This is a genomic window from Desulforhopalus vacuolatus (genome assembly GCF_016918505.1).
GTDB classification, from domain to species: Bacteria; Desulfobacterota; Desulfobulbia; order Desulfobulbales; family Desulfocapsaceae; genus Desulforhopalus; species Desulforhopalus vacuolatus.
Genome location: NZ_JAFFPZ010000095.1, coordinates 1 through 815 on the forward strand (window position 1 = coordinate 1; position 815 = coordinate 815).

The 815-nt window shown below is 46.1% G+C and carries 1 protein-coding gene; it reads left to right on the forward strand.

The annotated features are described in order from the left end of the window. A partial coding sequence (locus JWG39_RS16040; RefSeq protein ID WP_439099722.1) for an IS1634 family transposase occupies positions 1-815 on the forward strand: 815 nt, incomplete at its 3' end.

Genomic DNA, 815 nt, shown 5'->3' on the forward strand with positions numbered 1-815 from the left:
ATGACTACTATACCAAAAGTTTTAACCGAAAGAATTGATGATTTTGTCCTGCTGATTGGCCTTCTCAAACGAATGGGTGTGGTAGAGCTTTTTGATGCTCATCTCCCACGCCATGGGCATCATCAAGGTTTAGGCTGGGGGTGGATGGGTACTATTTGGCTTGCTCATATTATCTCTCAAGGTGATCATCGAAAACTCACTGTCCGTGATTGGGTGAGGCAAGCGCATTCTACTCTGGAAAAAATTACCGGACAGGACATCCGTGAAACAGATTTTACCGATGATCGATTGACTCTCCTGCTCAGAAAACTGAGTAATCCCGGACATTGGCAGGATGTCGAAATCGGGCTTGGGAAGAATTCTATTCAAGTTTACGATCTTGATCAAAAAATAGTACGTGTCGATGCTACAACGGTTTCTGGTTATCATGATGCCGGATCAGACAGCTTGTTTCAGTTCGGAAACAGTAAGGATAATCCAGCACTTAGACAGATAAAAATCATGATGGCAAGCCTTGATCCCCTGGGATTTCCACTGGCGACATCAACAGTATCTGGAGAACGCGCCGATGACGGTTTATACGTTCCCGCCATTGATAAAGCGTTGAAAGCATTAGACAAAAAAGGACTCCTGTTCGTGGGAGACTGCAAAATGTCAGCGTTGGCTACACGGGCTCATTTGCATGGCCTCGAACATTGCTATCTCAGTCCTTTGCCTCAAACCGGTAAGACAGCCACCCAAATGCCTGTCTGGATACAGCAAGGCCTGGATGGAAGCCGAGAACTTCGTCCTGTTTTCAGCCGAAAGCTGGACAA